Source organism: Pseudomonas sp. R43(2017), assembly GCF_002112345.1.
GTDB classification, from domain to species: domain Bacteria; phylum Pseudomonadota; class Gammaproteobacteria; order Pseudomonadales; family Pseudomonadaceae; genus Aquipseudomonas; species Aquipseudomonas kribbensis.
Genome location: NZ_NEHJ01000002.1, coordinates 736,076 through 752,889, shown reverse-complemented (window position 1 = coordinate 752,889; position 16,814 = coordinate 736,076). Strand labels below are relative to the sequence as shown.

The following is a 16,814-nucleotide window of genomic DNA, read 5'->3' as shown; positions in this document are numbered from 1 at the left end:
GCAGGGTCGGAGTGACCTACGGGTACAGGGAGTGCCTGCGATGAGGGCCGGGTCAGGGTAAAAGCTGCGACGCAAGTTCGCCAACCCGGAGCGGTTCGACGGACTTGCGCTGGGCTTTCAAAGTGACAAAACATTGATCCAGAGCGTTCTGCTCATCTTTTTATCGATCACACTGCGCGCGAAAAGCATTTCGCGGTGTTTCCTCGCGACCGTATATCGAGAAAGAGTCGATAAAGCCAGTCGGCGTTTTAGATTCGAAACGTAGGCTTTTTCGGAAAATTTTCGTCGAAATCACTCGTTCAAAAAATAACCAATCTACGCTGTAATGGCCGGTTCACGGCACTTATGCCTGCCGAAATGTCGTATTCGAACCGGTTGGGACGCCAGTTTCATTTAAAAAAGCTCATGCCGATTCGGCATAGGGTAGGCGTTTACGGCATTAGACGGCGCAACCTCGCATCGGAATAGTTGCGCCTTTTTTCGCCTGCCGGAGAGCCGTAAACACGCGCTTCGGGGCACCTTATACGGAGGCAGATGCACAGACTTTTCCGCCAAGAGCGTTCCAGTTCCTGCATGTGCCTTGAGTCAAACGCAAGTAAGGGTAAAGAATATGAAGAAGGCAAAGCTTAGCCTCGCCTGGCAGATCCTCATCGGTCTGGTATTGGGGATTGCAATCGGTGCGTTGCTCAACCATTTCAGTGCCGAGAAGGCCTGGTGGATCAGCAACGTCCTGCAACCGGCAGGCGATATCTTTATCCGTCTGATCAAGATGATCGTGATCCCGATCGTCATCTCTTCCCTTATTGTCGGCATCGCCGGCGTGGGCGACGCCAAGAAGCTCGGGCGCATCGGCCTGAAGACCATCATCTACTTCGAAATCGTCACCACCATCGCCATTGTCGTCGGCCTGCTGCTGGCCAACCTGTTCCATCCGGGTGCCGGCATCGACATGAGCACCCTGGGCACCGTGGACATCTCCAAGTACCAGGCGACCGCCGCCGAGGTACAGCATGAACACGCGTTCATCGAGACCATCCTCAACCTGATCCCGTCGAACATCTTCGCGGCCATGGCCCGCGGTGAAATGCTGCCGATCATCTTCTTCTCCGTGCTGTTCGGTCTCGGTCTGTCGAGCCTGCAGTCGGACCTGCGCGAGCCGCTGGTGAAGATGTTCCAGGGCGTCTCGGAAAGCATGTTCAAAGTCACCCACATGATCATGAACTACGCCCCGATCGGCGTGTTCGCCCTGATCGCGGTGACCGTGGCCAACTTCGGTTTCGCTTCGCTGTTGCCGCTGGCCAAGCTGGTGATCCTGGTTTACGTCGCCATCGCCTTCTTCGCCTTCGTGGTGCTGGGCCTGATCGCCAAGATGTTCGGTTTCTCGGTGATCAAGCTGATGCGCATCTTCAAGGATGAGCTGGTGCTGGCTTACTCCACCGCCTCCTCGGAAACCGTGCTGCCACGTGTGATCGAGAAGATGGAAGCCTACGGCGCGCCGAAAGCCATCTGCAGCTTCGTGGTCCCGACCGGTTACTCGTTCAACCTCGACGGTTCGACCCTGTACCAGTCCATCGCGGCGATCTTCATTGCCCAGCTGTACGGCATCGACCTGTCGATCAGCCAGCAACTGCTGCTGGTCCTGACCCTGATGGTGACCTCCAAAGGCATCGCCGGCGTGCCGGGCGTGTCTTTCGTGGTACTGCTGGCCACTCTGGGCAGCGTCGGCATTCCGCTGGAAGGCCTGGCCTTCATCGCCGGTGTCGACCGTGTGATGGACATGGCGCGTACCGCCCTGAACGTGATCGGCAACGCCCTCGCCGTACTGGTCATCGCCCGTTGGGAAGGCATGTACGACGACGCGAAAGGCCAGCGCTACTGGAACTCGCTGCCGCACTGGCGCAGCAAGGAAAAACTGCCGGCCGGTGACGTTTCGAAAAACTGATCCCCGCCCGCAAGGCACCCTGACAAACCCCGGAGAAATCCGGGGTTTGTCGTTTCTGGCGACCCCGCTATCATTCGCCGCATCTTCCGGGGGATTTGACTGATGCTTAATGGCCTGTGGCTTGGCTTCTTCATCGTGGCAGCCGTGTCGGCACTGGTGCAGTGGCTGGTCGGCGGTAACGCCGGAATCTTTGCGGCGATGGTGGAAAGCATTTTTGCCATGGCCAAGCTGTCGGTCGAGGTCATGGTGCTGCTGTTCGGCACGTTGACCCTGTGGCTGGGCTTCCTGCGCATTGCCGAGAAAGCCGGGATTGTCGAATGGCTGGCCAAGGTACTCGGGCCGTTGTTCCTGCGGCTGATGCCGGAGGTGCCGGCCGGGCATCCGGCGCTGGGCCTGATTACCCTGAACTTCGCCGCCAACGGCCTGGGCCTGGACAACGCCGCCACGCCGATCGGCCTCAAGGCCATGAAGGCGCTGCAGGAGCTCAACCCCAGCTCGACCATCGCCAGCAACGCGCAGATCCTGTTTCTGGTGCTCAACGCGTCATCCCTGACTTTGCTGCCGGTGACGATCTTCATGTACCGCGCCCAGCAAGGCGCGCCGGACCCGACGCTGGTATTCCTGCCGATCCTGCTGGCCACCAGTTGCTCGACCATCGTCGGCTTCCTGTCGGTGGCGTTCATGCAGCGGCTGCGGGTCTGGGACCCGGTGGTGCTGGCCTACCTGATTCCCGGCGCGCTGATCCTCGGCGGCTTCATGGCGTTGCTGGCGACGATGTCGGCCACGGCGCTGGCGGGGTTGTCGTCGATCCTCGGCAACCTGACGCTGTTCGGCCTGATCATGCTGTTTTTGGTGATCGGCGCCTTGCGCAAGGTGAAGGTCTACGAGGCGTTCGTCGAAGGTGCGAAGGAAGGTTTCGACGTCGCCAAGAATCTGCTGCCGTATCTGGTGGCGATGCTCTGCGCGATCGGCGTATTGCGCGCGTCAGGCGCACTGGATTTCGGCCTCGACGGCATTCGTCATCTGGTGCAGTGGGCAGGGTGGGACACGCGCTTCGTCGATGCGCTGCCGACCGCGATGGTCAAGCCGTTCTCCGGCAGCGCCGCCCGGGCGATGCTCATCGAAACGATGAAGACCTCCGGCGTCGACAGCTTCCCGGCGCTGGTGGCGGCGACGATCCAGGGCAGCACCGAGACCACGTTCTACGTGCTGGCGGTGTACTTCGGCGCGGTGGGCATCCAGCGTGCCCGGCATGCCGTGGGTTGCGCGCTGCTGGCCGAGCTGGCGGGCGTGCTCGGCGCTATCGGCGTCTGCTACTGGTTCTTCGGTTAAGGCTCAAGGACGGGCAGGTGGGGCAACTTTCTGCCCTTGCTCCACCGCCCATGCCACGACTTTCGCGGTGAGCCGATCACTGGCCTGACCAAACCCGGCCACCACCGCCGGGACTTTCACATCACTCAACGGCTGGCGCTCTTCAAAGCGGCGGCTGGCGAGAATCTTCTGGTCATAGCCGCGCACCAGCAACGCATCGACCCGCACCACGACGCTGGCCTGATTGCCCTGATACTCCGTCTGGAACGCCTGCAAGCTGCCGCCCAGCTCCAGATCCGCAGCAAAATTGCTGTCATCGGTACTCAGCAACGTCACCCGGCCATCACGCGCAAAGCCATCGAGCAGCCTGTTACGCATCAGCACCGGCGCCGGATCGCTCCAGCGCGAAGCCTTGTAGGTGCTGATCACATCGCCCTGGGGAATCACGGCGATGCCCGGACGGTTCAGCGCTTCGCTGGCTTGCAGTTTGTTCAGACGCAGCGACCAGTGCTGCGTCGCCACGCTGGCGGAGGCCGGCGCCTGTGCAGAAGGCAGGCGATAAACGTCCAGCGGCTCGGACTTGGGCAGAATCGAGCAGGCGCCGATCAGCGTGAAGCCGGCGAGGAGGGCGAGGCGAGTCAGCTTCATGGCGTGAACTCCTTGTTCTTTTCACTGCCCAGCAGGTAACCGCTGGGGTTGGCCTCCAGACGTTGGGAAATGGCCCGCAGCGAGGTCAGGGTTTCACGCAGTTCGCGCACTGCCGGCGCGAGGCCATTGAGGCCCTGCATGCCGCTGTCGAGGGAATTCTGATTCTTGCTGAGCAAGCCATTGATGGTGGCGCTGCTCTGTTCAAGCGACTTCATCGCCTGCTCGGCGCTGCCCAGGGCCTGTTTGCCCTGATCGTTGAGCAGGCCGTTGGCGTTGCGCATCAGCGCCGAAGTCTGCTCGAGCATGCTGCCAGCCTGCTTGCCGACGGTCGCCAGTTGTTGCATGGCCTGGCGCAGGTCGCCGCGCTGATCGTTGATCGAGCCGGTGGTCTGTTCCAGGTGTTCGAGGGTTTTGCTCACGCGCTCGATGTTGTCGGCGGAGAACATCTGGTTGGCATTGTTGAGCAATGTGCTGACCCCGCTCATCAAATCGTTGCTGTCGTTAAGCAACCGAGAGATAGGCGAGGGTGAGGCGACGATGGTCGGCAGCTCGCCGTCCTTGCCACGCAGTTTCGGGCTCTCTGGCGTGCCGCCGCTGAGCTGGATGATCGAGGTGCCGGTGATCCCGGCCAGGGCCAGTTTGGCCAGGGTGTCTTCCTTGACCGGCGTGTCGCCGCCGAGGCGAATCCGCGCCAGCACCCGGCGCGGGTCCTTCGGGTCGAGCCGCAGGCTGACCACATCCCCGACCTTGATCCCGCTGTACTGCACCGGGCTGCCCCGGGACAGGCCGCTGACCGCCTCGTTGAAGACGATTTCGTAATCCTTGAACTCGGTGTCGACGCTGGACTTGGCCAGCCACAGACCGAAGAGCAGGGCGCCGGCCACCACAATCACCGTGAACAGGCCGATCAACACATGATGGGCTCGGGTTTCCATGTCAGACCTCGTTGAGCAGTTTGGCGGCGTCCAGCGCCGAGCGGCCGCGAGGGCCGTGGAAATATTCGTGAATCCACGCGTCGTCGGTTTCCGAGACCTCGTCGATGGGCCCGGCCACCAGCACTTTTTTCTGCGCCAGCACCGCCACCCGGTCGGTGATGGTGTAGAGCGTGTCGAGGTCGTGGGTCACCAGAAACACGCTCAGGCCCAGGGCATCGCGCAGGGTCAGGATCAACTGGTCGAACTGCGCCGCGCCAATCGGATCAAGGCCGGCAGTGGGTTCGTCGAGAAACAGGATGTCCGGGTCCAGTGCCAGCGCCCGGGCCAGCGCCGCGCGCTTGATCATGCCGCCGGACAGCGACGCCGGGTATTTGTCCGCCGCCGACAGCGGCAGCCCGGCCAGCGCCAGCTTCACCGCCGCCAGATGCTCGGCGTCGTCACGGCTCAGGCCGGCATGTTCGATCAGGGGCAGGGCGACGTTCTCGGTGACCGTCAGCGAGGAGAACAGCGCGCCTTTCTGGAACAGCACGCCAAAGCGCCGCTCGACCAACGACCGCTCGTGCTCGGACAGACTCGGCAGGTTCTGGCCGAACACTTTCACGTTGCCTTCGCTGGGCCGGCGCAGGCCGACGATGCTGCGCAGCAGCACCGATTTGCCGCTGCCGGAGCCGCCGACCACGGCGAGGATTTCGCCTTTGTACAAGTCCAGGTCGAGGTTCTCGTGCACGCTCTGGCTGCCGAAGCGATTGCACAGGCCACGGACTTCGATCACCGCCTCGGACGGCATGCGGGGTAGACGACTCACCAGCCCATCTCCATGAAGAACAGCGCGGCGACCGCATCGAGCACGATCACCACGAAGATCGATTGCACCACGCTCGAGGTGGTGTGGGCGCCGACCGATTCGGCGCTGCCGCTGACCTTGAAGCCTTCCAGACAGCCGATGGCGGCAATCAGGAACGCGAAGATCGGGGCTTTGACCAGGCCAACCAGGAAATGTTGAATCCCTATGTCGCTTTGCAGCAGCGACAGGAACATCGCCGGCGAAATATCCAGCGACACGGCGCAGACCACCGCGCCCCCGATGATCCCGCAGATCATCGCGAGAAAGGTCAGCATCGGCAGCGCCACCAGCAACGCCAGCACGCGGGGCACCACCAGCAATTCCATGGGGTCGAGGCCGAGGGTGCGGATTGCGTCGATTTCCTCGTTGGCCTTCATCGAGCCGATCTGTGCGGTAAAGGCACTGGCGGTGCGGCCGGCCATCAGGATCGCCGTGAGCAACACGCCGAACTCGCGCAGGAAGGCGAAGCCCACCAGATCCACGGTGAACACGCTGGCGCCGAAACTGGCCAGCACCGTCGCCCCGAGAAACGCCACCACGGCGCCCACCAGAAAGGTCAGCAACGCCACGATGGGCGCGGCGTCGAGGCCGGTCTGTTCGATGTGCGCGATCATCGGCGTGATCCGCCAGCGCTTGGGCCGGAACAGGCTGCGGGCGATGGTTTCGAGGATCAGGCCGACGAAACCGAGCAATTGCAGGGTGTCTTGCCAGACCGTGTCCACGGCGCGGCCGATGCGGGTCAGCAGCTGCACGCTGACGCTGATTTCCGGCTCCTTGATCGGCACGCAGAAGTCGGTCAGCGAGCGATACACGGTTTGCAGCAACGCGCGGTCGGCCGTGGAAATCGTGCAGTCGGGATGTTCGGCGGATTTGCCCAGTCGCTCGGAGCCAAGCAGTTCCACCAGCAGCGAGGCGCCGGCGGTGTCGAGGGCGCCGAGGCCATTGAGATCGATGGTGGTGCTGGCGTCGTACTGACCGCGGAGCGTTTCGCTCAGATGCTTGAGTTCGGCGTAATGGGCGAGCGTCCAGTCCCCGGTGACCCGCAGACGGGCAGGGCTGATCGTGGTGTCCAGTCGGGCATTACCGGTCATCGAGCTGCTGGTCATAAGCTCCGTGCTTGTTCGGCTGAATTCGCGAACCTACGTAATAGCACGAACCGGATTACTTTTCTTTGGTCGGTGTGCTGTCCGTGACTTCGAAGCGCAGCACGCCGATCACCTGGTCGTCTTCGGTCAGCACCCGCACCTGCCAGTCACCGACCGGGTTGCCGGGGAAAACCTGCTTGTGGGTCCACGCCCGGTAGCCTTCCTTGCGCCCGCCGTGGATGTCGAGGGCAATGCGGTCGACCTCTTTGCCGTTGAACTGCCACACGTGATAGATCCGCTCATCGAGCCCGCGCGGTGCGTTGATCGCGGTGTAGGCGTAGAGCCCGCCGTTGCGGATCTGCTCGGCGCTGACTTGTTCGAGGCTGGCGCCGGGGGTGCGATCCTGCAACTGGGTGCTGATCGCCACATCGGTCATCCACAGTGTCGCTGGCGGCACCCAAGAGCGCAGCACCCAACCGACGCCGCCGATACCAATGGTGATGCTGAGGATCGCCAGCGCGTTGCGCACGGTGCGGATCGGGAAGATCGACGCCAGGCTCGGGAACGACAGCACCACGGCAGTCCCCAGAGCCCATTTGAAACTCTGCGACGTGGTCAGGTGCATGATCACCGGCAACGCGGTGAGCAAGGCGGCGAACAGCGTCAGAGTGTGCAGCGCGAGAAACGCCCAGCGTCGCGGCGCCAGCCATTTGTAGTAGAGCGGGTCGACAATCGAGATCAGCGCGGCGATGCACAGCAACCCGGTGAACACCAATTGGCCGCTGTTCCAGGTGGTGGTGATAAAGAAGAACGGCAGGACGAAAAACAGGCTTTCCTGATGGATCATCTGCGTCGCATAACGCAGCAGCGGCTGGGGGATTTCCCGTTTGAAAACCCGCGTGAACAGCTCGGTCAGGCTGTTTTCCAGCATCAGCCAGATCCAGCTCAGCAGCATGATCGTGGTGATCCAGCTCGCCAGCCCCTGTTGCCGGTCGACCAGGATGAAACTGCCGACGCCGGCGATGAAACCACCAAGCGCAATGACCCCGGGGTAGCGCTTCATCAGTTCGAGGATGCGCTGGATCAGAAGGGTCAATTTGGGCATTTGGGCGGTTCACGACAGTCGAAGAAAAAAACCTCGACAGAGTACCGCCCGCCGGGGGCTGTGGCGAGGCTGTCGATCAGTCTGAAGGCACGGATTTGCGCCGGCGCAGATGCCAGCCGAGCAGGACAAGCCCCAGAACACCGACCGCGCCGCCAATCAGCCACAGCACCTGATCGTCACTGAACAGCGGCTTCTCGATCCGCAGATACCCCGGCTGCAACAGCAGTTCACGCATGGCTTTGTTCGCCGCCTCCAGCGTGACCCCTTGCAGTTCCCGGGCGGGATCGGCGAAACGGCCATCTTCGTAGTCGCCCAGCGCGCTCCAGTAATAGTCGGCCATGCCGCTGTTGCCCTGCACGGCCCAGGCCTGGTGGGCGATGGCTGCTTGCTTGATACGGTTGAAGGTATCGGCATCGAGGCCGTTTTTCAGCAGGCTGGCCTTGAGGTCTTCCAGCACCTGTTCGGCTTCGGTGATATCGCCACGATCCAGATCGGCGTTGAGGCTCATGAAGCCGACACCGCCGAACACCTCACGCTCGGCCCAGGGCCCGTAGGACAGACCATGGTTCAAGCGCAGCTCGCGGTACAGCGCCCACTCCAGATATTCCTTGAGCAGGTCGAAAGTCTCGTCGTACTGATCGTCGAGCATCGGCTCCGGCACCAGCCAGTGCAACTTGGCGCTGTTACCGATGAAACCGCGAGTGATCGTGCGTTCGTGAGCAGCGCTGGTGCGGATGTCCGGCAACGGCCGGTGCTCGCTCGGATCGACCGCCTCGAGCGCGCCCCACGCCCGTTCCAGATAGGCCGGAAGCAGCTTGTCGAGGTCACCGACGACGATCAGGGTCATGTTGTTCGGCGCGTACCAGGCCTTGCGCACCTTATCCAGCTGCTCGCGGGTCAGGCCTTCGACTTCGGCCCGTTGCGGGCATTTCAGGCCCAGCTCGACCGCCAGTTGATTGCTCGCACTGTGGCCCAGATCCTGACGGTCGAGAAAGCGCCGCAGACGGGTGTAATGGCCGCCATCCTCGCGCTCGACCACCCGTTTGGCGGCGTTGATCGCATTGTCGTCGAAACGGGTCTGGGTCAGCAGGTCCAGCAGCAGGTCGAGCACCTTGCGCTGGTTTTTCGCCGGGGCTTCGATGACGAAGGTGGTGTCGGCGTTGCTGGTAAAGGCGTTCCAGTCACCGCCCAGGGCCTGCATGCGCTCTTCAAGGCCGCCTTCACCGGTAGCGTCGATACCGCTGAACAGCAAGTGTTCGAGCAGGTGCGGCAGCTCCTTTTCATTGCAGTCGAAGTCGTCGAGACCGACGCCCACCACCAGCCGGATCGCCACGTGCCCGCGTTCGGTGCCGGGCTTGAGCAGCAATTGCAGGCCGTTAGGCAGCGCATAGCCTTCGACCTGGAAACGATCCAGGGCGAAGGCGGGCAGGGAACCGAGCAGCAGACAAGCGAACAACAGGCAACGCATAACGAGCTTCCATACAGCTGAATTGGAGATCCGTGTCGTCAGTCAGATCGCTTTCGCGAGCAAGCTCGCTCCCACAAAGGAATGCATTTCAAATGTGGGAGCGAGCTTGCTCGCGAAGGCGTCCTTGAGACTCAACTCTGAGTTACTGACTGACCGCAACCCCAGACGTTCAAGGCGAATGCGTGATGTCAGCCATTTCATCCGCTGCCAATGCTCCGGTGTCGGAGGTTTCCAGCACCACGTACGCGCTGCTGCAGAACAGCGAATTCAAACGTTTCATGTCGGCAATCAACTCCAGGTGCAGCGAACTGGTCTCGATACTTTGCACGATCTTGCGTTGCAAACGGCTGACATGGGCGTGGGCCAGCCGGCGTTCCTGGGCGCGGAAGCGACGTTTCTCGCGCAACAACTGACGGGCGCTTTCCTTGTCGCCACTGAGAAACACCGACAGCCCGAGCCGCAGGTTGGCGATCAATTGCTGGTGCAACCCGGCCAGCTCTTCCAGCCCGTCTTCGGAAAACGAGCGGCGTTGCGAGGTCTTCTGCTGCTGGATTTTGCGCAGCATGCGTTCGATCAGGTCGCTGGCGAGCTTGAGGTTGATCGCCAGTTCGATGATTTCCGCCCAACGCCGACTGTCCTGCTCGCCGAGATCCTCCCGGGGCATCTGCGCCAGATACAGCTTGATCGCGCTGTACAGCGCCTCGACGTCATCGGTCAGTTTGCGCATTTCCTGGGTGACGGCGGTCTGCTTGCCGCGCAGCACATCGAGGGCGGCGTCGAGCATGTTGTCGATCAGGTCGCCCATGCGCAGGGTTTCCCGGGCGGCGTTGGCCAGCGCCAGGCTTGGCGTGACCAGTGCCGTCGCGTCGAGATGACGCGGCTTGGCAGCGCCGTTGACCTCCGGACGCTCCGGCAACAGCCAGGCGCACAGCCGTGCCATCGGCGCGACCGTCGGCAACAGGATCAGGCAGCGCGCCGTGTTGTAGAGCAGGTGGAAGCCGATGACCATTTCCTGCGGGCTGTAATCGAGGTTGTCGATCCAGTGCGCCAGCGGATCAAGCACCGGAATGATCAGCAGCAGCCCGATCAGTTTGTACAACAGGCTGCCCAGCGCCACTTGCCGGCCGGCGGCGTTCTGCATGCTGGTACTCATGAAGGCCAGCACGCCGCTGCCGATGTTGGCGCCGATCACCAGACCGATCGCCACCGGCAGGCTGATCACATTGGCACCGGCCAGGGTCGCGGTCAGCAGCACGGCGGCCAGGCTGGAGTAGGAAATCATCGCGAACAACGCACCGACCAGGGCGTCGAGCAGGATGTCGCCGGTCAACGAGGCGAAGATCACCTTCACGCCTTTTGCGTGGGTGATCGGCCCGGCGGCCTCGACGATCAGTTGCAGCGCCAGAATGATCAGCCCCAGCCCGATGGCCACACGGCCCATTTGCCCGAGCCGCGTCTGTTTGCGCGAGAGAAAGAAAATCACCCCGAGAAAAATCAGCAGCGGCGACAGCCACGACAGATCGAACGTCAGCACCCGCGCCATCAACGCCGTACCGACGTCGGCGCCGAGCATGGTGGTCAGGGCCGGGGTCAGCGCCATCAGGCCCTGGCCGACAAAGGAGGTGACGAGCATGGCGGTGGCGTTGCTGCTCTGCACCATGGCGGTCACGAGGATGCCGGCGATGAACGCGAGCCAGCGCCTGGACATGTTCTGGCCGATCACATGCCGCAGGTTGGTGCCGTACACCCGCAGGATGCCGGTTCGAACAATGTGCGTGCCCCAGATCAGCAAGGCCACGGCAGAAAGCAGATTGAGCAGGGTTAGCATGCAGACCCCCTGTATTTGCAGCGCCCTAAAGGGGCAAGTTGACGATACCGCGCGGTTTCTACGTGTTGTTCTTAAGCTGTAGTTGGCTAACGGTCCGGGCGCCAGCATTGCACAGCTAAAGTGGGGATTGAAACAAAAGCGTCATGAAAACAGGTTCATGTGCGCCATCGAACATCACACCAAATCTTATGGGAATGGTCTTGCCAGCCATGGTTTCAGCTCCCACAGCGTTTGTAATTTCACAGGATCAATCGCTGAAATGATCTTCGCCCAGCCCGACATCAATCAGATACCTGGCCGTGTCGGGATTTCTTTCGTCGCATCGCGCATAGCATTTGATATGGAGAATCAGACTGTACTTGTGTGGAACCAACAAAATGACGCCATCCAGTTGATCGAAAAGCTTGGCTTGGAGGCGAGATCTGTCTTCCTGAGTTTCAGTCTTGAGCCAATCATTCCCTTCAACAGCGTCTGGCGACCAACCAGCCTTTTTGAACATCAGTTGAAGATCACCAAGAAGTTTCACCGCTTTCTCAAAGGGCAAGGTTTCCAGCATTGGTGAAGTAGTAAAAGTGGTCGCCTTGAAATCAGACCAGCCGATCGCACCGAATTTCGTCACTGGCAATGTGAATCCGTGCACGCTGTCATCGAAGGTAATGATTACCGGACTAGTGATCCATGTAGAACTTGGATGCGGTGGCGTACTGGGATAAATGGCAGTTTTATCCTTCACCGGAAAAGACGAATCCTGCACCACATCGTCATACGTTTTTCCAATGCGAAAGGTGATTTGATCCGGAGCACGGCTGAGATAGAGCATCAGCGCAATAGCTCCCACGGCGACTGCGACCGCAACGTATACATTGCGCTTTTGCATCATTTGACGCCCCCACCCGCTGCAATTTCACGGATGGACTGCTCCAGTTTTGCGCGAGAGGCAGGTTGTTTAAGTAATTCATCAAATTGAGTAGCGGCGCGCAGCACAAACTTCATTCGTTGATCTTTATCTGCAAGGTTGGCTAGCGGATTGTTGCCAAAAGCGACCTTTCGATTGTCTGGTGCTTTGCATTGGCTAGCGAGAGTGAGCTGTATTTCTTCGGCAGCGCCCGGCAGTAAACCAGTTACAACAGAAATCACGTCGCCGCCGTGTGTGCCTCGCATCAGGAGGGCGAAATGGGTTTCGTCGTACATCGCCGGCTGCAGAATATTGACCTGTTCGTGGAGCGCCATTTGCTCAACACTACCTGAGATGTTTCCTTGATCAATGGCTCTGAATGTCGAATAGATTTCTTGAGTATCGGCGCCAAAATCCACCTTATCGGCAATTGGCCACATCACATCCTTCACGATCTCGCGCCGGCTCTTCAGGCACTTCTCCATTTCCTTGTACCCCCGCACCATAAAAAACCGGTGCAGCGGATAAACGTCCAGAAACAACGATGTATTACCCAGCGCCAACATCTCATACACATAGTCCAATTGCTGCTGCACCACCGAGCGCGGGTTGTCGCCGAAGGTGATGTCTTCAGTCGGCAACGGGTTGGCAGCCCGGGCTTTCTCCAGTTCGCGCTCCGCCTCAGGATTGGTCTTGCTGAGCTTGAAACCGAAGCCTTCAAAAATCGTTTCCGATTTGGCGGTACGAAGCTTCTCCTGCGCGGCTTTCTGCGCCGCTATCGCGGTTTGCAGTTTGGTTGCGTGGATCAGCCCACACCCCACCTGCTTCGAAGCAAACGCCGCCAGCCCCGCCCATTGAAACCGGTTGTCCGCCAGCCACAACTGCGCATATGCCGCGTTGATCTTGCGGTTGCGTGCCTGCGGGTCGGCGATCAATACGCCGCCTGGGGCGACCCATTCTTCGGCCTCTTTCTGGAAGCGGCGCCACAGGCAGTTGCAGGTCAGCAGCGGGACTTCGACACGGGTTTTCGGATTGGGCCCGGTGGTGGTGGTTTCGCGCTTGCAGGACGGCAGCTCGCAGGTGCTGCTCCAGAGCTTTTTCATGTCCAGGTCGTCGGGGGCGATGCATTGTCCGGTCATCGGTTCTTCCTTGAGGCTCATTCAGTCCAGCGCACGACCGCCAGATCCGGCTGGAGGGTCGCGACGCTTTGGGTCATGCCTTGTGCGTTGGTCTGGCCTTTGACGATACGGCCTTCGGCGGTTTCGATTTCGTAGCCTTGTTCGGCGATGGGTTCGCCGTTGCCGGCGCTGACCGCTTTGAATTCCACCAGTGGCTTGCCAATGATCGGCAACGGCGGGATGAACGGCGCGGACGTATGGCTGCTGCCGATGATGACGTCACCGGAACCTCCGACCACCACGCCGCCATGGCTGGCAGTGCTGTCGAGGGTCATGGCGTTCTTGCCGTTGATGAACACGGTGGCGGAGAAGGCACCACTGAGGGCTTGCCCACAGGTGCATGCGTCACCCAGGCGAGCGGCGGCGAGGCCATTGAAGAAGACATCGGGCGAGCCGCTGGCAATCGGGTTGGTGCCGTGGCCAGGAAGCGGGCAGGTGGTCGGATCCGTGACGCGTGCGGCTGGCTTTCCAGACATGTACGTTCCTTGTCATTGTCGAAGCGAGGGGGGACGCTAACCAGCGCAGCCCGGTGCGTCAACCTTCAAGGGCTCCGGCGCGGTTCGGCCGGACAGGAAAAAGGGGCCCGAAGGCCCCTTTGTCATATCTACCGCGCTCGGGTTACTGACCCGGAACATCCTTGCGCAGTTTCACCGGATCCTGCTGTTTCTTCTTTTTTGCCATCGCGGTGCGCAGCTTGATGTTGATGGCCTCGACCGCCAGCGAGAAGCCCATGGCGAAGTAGACGTAGCCTTTCGGTACGTGCACGTCGAACGCTTCGGCGATCAGCACGGTGCCGACCACCAGCAGGAACGACAGCGCGAGCATTTTCAGCGACGGGTGCTTGTCGATGAACTCGCTGATCTTGCCCGAGGCCGCCATCATCACCAGTACCGCGACGATGATCGCCGCCACCATCACCGGCACATGGGACACCATGCCGACGGCGGTGATGACCGAGTCCAGCGAGAACACGATGTCGATGATCGCGATCTGGATGATGGTGTAGAGGAAGTTGCCGCCCTTGCCGCCGGGCGCGTCGTCGCTTTCGTCTTCACCTTCCAGCGCGTGGTACATCTCCTGGGAGCTTTTCCACAGCAGGAACAGGCCACCGAAGAACAGGATCAGGTCACGCCCGGAAATACCCTGGCCGAACACCACGAACAGGTCGGCGGTGAGGCGCATGACCCAGGTGATCGACAGCAGCAACAGGATCCGCGTGATCATGGCCAGGCCAAGACCGAAGATCCGGGTGCGCTGCTGCATGTGTTTGGGCATGCGGCTGACCAGGATCGAAATCATGATGATGTTATCGATGCCCAGGACGATTTCCAGGGCGGTCAGGGTGAAGAAGGCAACCCAGATCTCAGGGTTGGTCAGCCATTCCATGTGTATTCCTTTGAGCGTGTGTTAAACCAGGACGCCAGCAAGCAGCTGGCGTTCTGGTGAGTTGATGCCGTTACAAAGTGCTGAACAGCGGGAAAGTCCCCAACAACAGTGCGGCGGCCAGTATGCACAGGCAGACCAGCACTGCCCACTTCAGGGTGAAACGCTGGTGATCGCCGAACTCGATCCCGGCCAGTGCCACCAGCAGATAGGTCGACGGCACCAGCGGGCTCAGCAGGTGGACCGGCTGACCGACGATCGAGGCGCGGGCCATTTCCACGGCGGTGATGCCGTAATGGCTGGCTGCTTCGGACAGCACCGGCAGCACACCGTAGTAGAACGCGTCGTTCGACATGAAGAACGTGAACGGCATGCTCACCAGCGCGGTAATCACCGCCAGGTACGGGCCGAGGAAATCAGGGATCACCGCCAGCAGGCTTTTCGACATGGCATCGACCATGCCGGTGCCCGACAGGATACCGGTGAAGATGCCCGCCGCGAAGATCAGACTGACCACCGACAGCACGCTGCCGGCGTGCGCCGCGACGCGATCCTTCTGCATTTGCAGGCAAGGGTAGTTGACGATCATGGCAATACTGAACGCCACCATGAACAGCACCGGCAGCGGCAGCAGGCCGGCGATCAGGGTGCACATCAGCGCCAGGGTCAGCAGGCCGTTGAACCAGATCAGCTTCGGACGACGGGCATCCGGGAACTGCGACACGCTGATTTCGCTGTGATCGATTTCGTCGCCGATCAGGTGCAGCTCGCCCAGACGCGCACGTTCACGTTTGCCGTAGAAGTAGGCAATGATCAGGATCGCGATCACACCGGCGCCCATGGCCGGGATCATCGGCACGAAGATGTCCGACGGGTCCACGTGCAGCGCACTGGCGGCACGGGCGGTCGGGCCGCCCCACGGGGTCATGTTCATCACGCCGCCGGCGAGGATGATCAGGCCGGCCATGATCCGCGGGCTCATGCCGATGCGGCTGTACAGCGGCAGCATGGCGGCCACGCAGATCATGTAAGTGGTCGCGCCGTCACCATCGAGGGAAACGACGAGCGCCAGTACGGCGGTGCCGACCGAAACTTTCAGCGGGTCACCCTTGACCAGTTTGAGGATCTTGCGCACGGCCGGGTCGAACAGGCCGGAGTCGATCATCAGGGCGAAATACAGAATGGCGAACATCAGCATCACGCCGGTCGGCGCAAGCTTGGTAATACCTTCGAGCATCATCGGGCCGATCTTCGGGGCGAAACCACCGAACAGGGCGAACAGGATCGGGATGATGATCAGAGCGATCAGCGCGGACAGGCGCTTGGTCATGATCAGGAACATGAACGTGATGACCATGGCGAAGCCAAGGAAAGTCAGCATGGGAATACTCCAGGCGTAGCGCGGCTAGGTAAGTGAGCGGATCGGGCGGGATCAGCGCAGAACGGGAAGCACGAGACGTACGGGCGGAGTTGGAGCGAGGAGGCGGGCTACAGAGGACATCAGAATCACCATTGTTGTTGTTAATTGGGCCTGACGCGGGAGCAATCACACGCGTTGGCCAACCGGTCTGTTGCCGGTAGTGGCGGCGATCCTAATGGGGCAACCTTTCAGCCAGCTTTCGCGGGTGAAAGCTTCGATGCGAACGGCCAACCGACCGTCGGATGCGACTGGAGTCAATAAACACGGGAACGGGAGGGCAGGGTGATGAATGAATTGCACAGCGGCAGCTGTCACTGCGGACATATCCGCTATCAGTTCAGCGGAGCGTTGCGCGACATTGCCCATTGCCACTTCTCGACCAGTGAAGAAACGATCTGATCAAAAAATAGACAGGTCCAGCGGCCGCATCGCGCCCATCCAGATCGCGTGCTCGGTGTGGTCGAGCAAGTCATCGCCGGTGTCCGGGTGCAGGAACACCACCAGGCCGCTGCGATTGAGCGCCAGCCACGGCAGCACTTCGCCGATCAGCTCGGGCCCGAAGGCCAGTTGGCAGCTCCAGTCCGGGTGCGGGCCCACCGGGCGTTCGTGCACGCGACCCATCTTCAACGGGAACAATTGCGCGGCCTGCTCACACAGCGCACGCGCCTGTTCGATGGTGCTGGCGTCGTAATAAACGTGGGCGTGGTAACCCTTGATCGTCTGCATCGCAAACCCTCTGAATCGGTTCGAACCCTCGGCGCTGGCCGTATGT

Annotated in this window: 15 protein-coding genes and 1 pseudogene; 3 read left to right on the top strand and 13 right to left on the bottom strand. The window is 61.0% G+C overall.

Annotated features, from left to right (window positions below; translation table 11 throughout):
- Positions 1-610: 610 nt before the first annotated feature.
- Both gltP and CAG02_RS08010 read left to right on the top strand, forming a co-directional pair.
- Positions 611-1,942 carry a glutamate/aspartate:proton symporter GltP gene (gene gltP / locus CAG02_RS08015; protein ID WP_085612511.1) on the top strand — a complete coding sequence of 444 codons (1,332 nt, stop codon included), beginning with the start codon at positions 611-613 and terminating at the stop codon, positions 1,940-1,942.
- A gap of 102 nt (positions 1,943-2,044) precedes the next feature.
- Positions 2,045-3,274, top strand: coding sequence for a nucleoside recognition domain-containing protein (locus CAG02_RS08010; protein WP_085713054.1), 1,230 nt, complete (start codon positions 2,045-2,047; stop codon positions 3,272-3,274).
- Positions 3,275-3,277: 3 nt separating this feature from the next.
- Here CAG02_RS08010 and CAG02_RS08005 read toward each other — a convergent pair whose 3' ends face one another.
- The 12 genes from CAG02_RS08005 to CAG02_RS07950 all read right to left on the bottom strand — a co-directional run bounded on the left by CAG02_RS08005 (position 3,278) and on the right by CAG02_RS07950 (position 16,003).
- Complete coding sequence (locus CAG02_RS08005; protein ID WP_085713055.1) at positions 3,278-3,901, bottom strand: ABC-type transport auxiliary lipoprotein family protein; 624 nt, start codon at positions 3,899-3,901, stop codon at positions 3,278-3,280.
- Complete coding sequence (locus CAG02_RS08000) at positions 3,898-4,836, bottom strand: MlaD family protein (RefSeq protein ID WP_085713056.1); 939 nt, start codon at positions 4,834-4,836, stop codon at positions 3,898-3,900. Before CAG02_RS08000 ends, CAG02_RS08005 begins: the two co-directional genes overlap by 4 nt.
- 1 nt (position 4,837) lies before the next feature.
- On the bottom strand, positions 4,838-5,623 hold the full coding sequence (locus CAG02_RS07995; protein ID WP_170931578.1) for an ABC transporter ATP-binding protein: 786 nt from the start codon (positions 5,621-5,623) through the stop codon (positions 4,838-4,840).
- A gap of 14 nt (positions 5,624-5,637) precedes the next feature.
- The gene (locus tag CAG02_RS07990; protein WP_085713058.1) at positions 5,638-6,786 is read right to left on the bottom strand and encodes an ABC transporter permease; all 1,149 of its coding nucleotides are present in this window, start codon (positions 6,784-6,786) and stop codon (positions 5,638-5,640) included.
- Positions 6,787-6,841: 55 nt separating this feature from the next.
- Positions 6,842-7,870 carry a DUF5924 family protein gene (locus CAG02_RS07985; RefSeq protein WP_085713059.1) on the bottom strand — a complete coding sequence of 343 codons (1,029 nt, stop codon included), beginning with the start codon at positions 7,868-7,870 and terminating at the stop codon, positions 6,842-6,844.
- 76 nt (positions 7,871-7,946) lie between these two features.
- Positions 7,947-9,338, bottom strand: coding sequence for a pitrilysin family protein (locus CAG02_RS07980; protein ID WP_085713060.1), 1,392 nt, complete (start codon positions 9,336-9,338; stop codon positions 7,947-7,949).
- Positions 9,339-9,507: 169 nt separating this feature from the next.
- Positions 9,508-11,166, bottom strand: a complete 1,659-nt coding sequence (locus CAG02_RS07975) for a Na/Pi cotransporter family protein (RefSeq protein ID WP_085713061.1) — start codon at positions 11,164-11,166, stop codon at positions 9,508-9,510.
- A 247-nt stretch (positions 11,167-11,413) separates the two neighbouring features.
- Complete coding sequence (locus CAG02_RS07970; RefSeq protein ID WP_085713106.1) at positions 11,414-12,043, bottom strand: hypothetical protein; 630 nt, start codon at positions 12,041-12,043, stop codon at positions 11,414-11,416.
- Complete coding sequence (locus CAG02_RS07965; protein WP_085713062.1) at positions 12,043-13,200, bottom strand: DUF2515 family protein; 1,158 nt, start codon at positions 13,198-13,200, stop codon at positions 12,043-12,045. Before CAG02_RS07965 ends, CAG02_RS07970 begins: the two co-directional genes overlap by 1 nt.
- Before the next feature lie 17 nt (positions 13,201-13,217).
- A complete protein-coding gene (locus CAG02_RS07960; RefSeq protein WP_085713063.1) occupies positions 13,218-13,715 on the bottom strand; it encodes a PAAR domain-containing protein in 498 nt (165 codons plus the stop codon).
- 142 nt (positions 13,716-13,857) lie between these two features.
- Positions 13,858-14,625, bottom strand: a complete 768-nt coding sequence (locus tag CAG02_RS07955; RefSeq protein WP_085713064.1) for a TerC family protein — start codon at positions 14,623-14,625, stop codon at positions 13,858-13,860.
- 70 nt (positions 14,626-14,695) lie between these two features.
- A complete protein-coding gene (locus CAG02_RS07950) occupies positions 14,696-16,003 on the bottom strand; it encodes a CitMHS family transporter (protein WP_085713065.1) in 1,308 nt (435 codons plus the stop codon).
- Positions 16,004-16,327: 324 nt separating this feature from the next.
- Between CAG02_RS07950 and CAG02_RS07945 the strand changes: the two are divergent.
- Positions 16,328-16,420, top strand: a pseudogene (locus CAG02_RS07945) (GFA family protein); the annotation flags it as partial.
- 21 nt (positions 16,421-16,441) lie between these two features.
- On the opposite strand, the gene CAG02_RS07940 reads toward CAG02_RS07945, so the two are convergent.
- Entirely contained in the window at positions 16,442-16,768 is a 327-nt protein-coding gene (locus CAG02_RS07940) for a DOPA 4,5-dioxygenase family protein (protein WP_085713066.1), read from the bottom strand.
- Positions 16,769-16,814 lie beyond the last annotated feature (46 nt).

Bases quoted from the DNA above. Each gene is read 5' to 3' on its own strand.
- CAG02_RS07965 (WP_085713062.1), bottom strand. From the start codon at position 13,200: ATGACCGGACAATGCATCGCCCCCGACGACCTGGACATGAAAAAGCTC.
- CAG02_RS07985 (WP_085713059.1), bottom strand. From the start codon at position 7,870: ATGCCCAAATTGACCCTTCTGATCCAGCGCATCCTCGAACTGATGAAG.
- CAG02_RS07970 (WP_085713106.1), bottom strand. From the start codon at position 12,043: ATGCAAAAGCGCAATGTATACGTTGCGGTCGCAGTCGCCGTGGGAGCT.
- CAG02_RS07990 (WP_085713058.1), bottom strand. From the start codon at position 6,786: ATGACCAGCAGCTCGATGACCGGTAATGCCCGACTGGACACCACGATC.
- CAG02_RS07950 (WP_085713065.1), bottom strand. From the start codon at position 16,003: ATGCTGACTTTCCTTGGCTTCGCCATGGTCATCACGTTCATGTTCCTG.
- gltP (WP_085612511.1), top strand. From the start codon at position 611: ATGAAGAAGGCAAAGCTTAGCCTCGCCTGGCAGATCCTCATCGGTCTG.
- CAG02_RS08005 (WP_085713055.1), bottom strand. From the start codon at position 3,901: ATGAAGCTGACTCGCCTCGCCCTCCTCGCCGGCTTCACGCTGATCGGC.
- CAG02_RS07960 (WP_085713063.1), bottom strand. From the start codon at position 13,715: ATGTCTGGAAAGCCAGCCGCACGCGTCACGGATCCGACCACCTGCCCG.
- CAG02_RS08010 (WP_085713054.1), top strand. From the start codon at position 2,045: ATGCTTAATGGCCTGTGGCTTGGCTTCTTCATCGTGGCAGCCGTGTCG.
- CAG02_RS07980 (WP_085713060.1), bottom strand. From the start codon at position 9,338: ATGCGTTGCCTGTTGTTCGCTTGTCTGCTGCTCGGTTCCCTGCCCGCC.
- CAG02_RS07995 (WP_170931578.1), bottom strand. From the start codon at position 5,623: ATGCCGTCCGAGGCGGTGATCGAAGTCCGTGGCCTGTGCAATCGCTTC.
- CAG02_RS08000 (WP_085713056.1), bottom strand. From the start codon at position 4,836: ATGGAAACCCGAGCCCATCATGTGTTGATCGGCCTGTTCACGGTGATT.
- CAG02_RS07955 (WP_085713064.1), bottom strand. From the start codon at position 14,625: ATGGAATGGCTGACCAACCCTGAGATCTGGGTTGCCTTCTTCACCCTG.
- CAG02_RS07975 (WP_085713061.1), bottom strand. From the start codon at position 11,166: ATGCTAACCCTGCTCAATCTGCTTTCTGCCGTGGCCTTGCTGATCTGG.
- CAG02_RS07940 (WP_085713066.1), bottom strand. From the start codon at position 16,768: ATGCAGACGATCAAGGGTTACCACGCCCACGTTTATTACGACGCCAGC.